The sequence below is a fragment of the Pseudoflavonifractor sp. HCP28S3_F10 genome, assembly GCF_052065415.1.
GTDB lineage: Bacteria > Bacillota > Clostridia > Oscillospirales > Oscillospiraceae > Pseudoflavonifractor_A.
The window spans coordinates 1-1,575 of the sequence record NZ_JBQHUB010000063.1; the positions used below are offsets into that span (position 1 = coordinate 1).

Genomic DNA, 1,575 nt, shown 5'->3' on the forward strand with positions numbered 1-1,575 from the left:
GCGGGGGCGTTCTTACACGGCCGGAGGCCGGAGCAGGGGGGAGCGCCCATGGCCGGACGGTTCTGGTAAAAACGGCAGAAAGAATTGCGTAGCAGAGCTGCAAATCGAGCGAAATGTACCTTTTACATCCCGAGGCGGAGCGAGTATAATACGTGGGAAACAGAAACAAGGGGGAAGGGGCGCGATATCCATGAACCGTGATCTGACGGTGGGACGGCCGGGGGCCGTACTCTGCCGGTTCTGCCTGCCGCTGTTCGGCAGCGTCATCTTTCAGCAGCTCTACAACATCGCGGACAGCCTGATCGCGGGCAAGTTTGTAGGGGAGAACGCTCTGGCGGCCGTGGGAAACAGCTATGAGATTACGCTGATCTTCCTGGCCTTTGCCTTTGGATGCAATATCGGCTGCTCTGTGGTGGTCTCCCGTTTTTTCGGCGCGAAGGAGTATGACAGGATGAAGACCGCCGTCTATACCGCCATGATTGCCAGCGTGGTCCTCTGCGCGATACTGATGATCGTGGGCATACTGAGCTGCGGCGGGCTGCTGCGCCTGATCCGGACGCCGGAGGAGGTCATGGCCGACTCACGGCTCTACCTGGATATCTACATCTGGGGATTGCCCTTCCTGTTTTTCTACAACATCTCCAACGGTATCTTTTCCGCCCTGGGGGACTCCCGCACGCCCTTTCTGTTCCTGGCGGCCTCCTCCACTGCCAATATTGCGGTGGACATCCTGTTTGTCACGGTGTTCCGGATGGGAGTGGCCGGTGTGGCCTGGGCCACCTTCCTGTGCCAGGGCGTGAGCTGCGTGCTGGCCGTGGCAGTGGTGCTGCGGCGGCTGGCAAAGATACCGGTACAGGGAAGGGTCCGCTGCTTTTCCGGGCGGGTGCTGCGGCAGCTGGCGGCCATCGCTGTCCCAAGCATTTTGCAGCAGAGCTTCATATCAGTGGGCAACATCATCATTCAGGGGGTCATCAACGGCTTCGGCACCGGCGTGATGGCGGGCTATTCTGCAGGCGTAAAGCTGAACAACCTGGTCATCACTTCCTTTACCACCCTCGGAAACGGTATCTCCAACTATACGGCCCAGAACATGGGAGCCGGGAAGCCGGAGCGGGTGCGTCAGGGCTTCTCCGCCGGACTCAGGCTGGTGTGGGCCGTCTGCCTGCCTCTGGCGCTGCTCTACTTCCTGGGCGGGGAGTGGCTGCTCCGCCTGTTTATGGATCAGCCCACCGCCGCCGCGGTGAGGACGGGCGTCCTCTATCTGCGGATCCTGTCGCCCTTCTACTTTGTGGTCTCGGCCAAGCTGACGGCCGACGGTATCCTGCGGGGGGCGGGACTGATGCGGGCCTTCATGGTCTCCACCTTCACCGATCTGGCCCTCCGTGTGGCGCTGGCCGCAGTGCTTTCCCGCACGGTCCTGGGGTCTGCGGGCATCTGGTGTTCCTGGCCCATCGGGTGGTCCTGCGGGACGATGCTTTCCCTCCTGTTCTACCGCCGGGGACCCTGGAATTTCGGACGGGAGGTCCCGGAGCAGACCGCCGGGAGCCGTGAGTAAGGCAAAAAAACTCCCCCGGA

At 61.8% G+C, this 1,575-nt stretch carries 1 protein-coding gene; it reads left to right on the top strand.

Annotated elements, in window-relative coordinates; genetic code table 11:
- Positions 1-190 precede the first annotated feature (190 nt).
- Entirely contained in the window at positions 191-1,555 is a 1,365-nt protein-coding gene (locus ACTNBZ_RS14280) for an MATE family efflux transporter (RefSeq protein WP_441210938.1), read from the top strand.
- The last annotated feature ends 20 nt before the right edge of the window (positions 1,556-1,575 follow it).

Excerpts from the sequence above, each read along its gene's own strand:
- ACTNBZ_RS14280 (WP_441210938.1), top strand. The coding sequence starts at position 191 with ATGAACCGTGATCTGACGGTGGGACGGCCGGGGGCCGTACTCTGCCGG.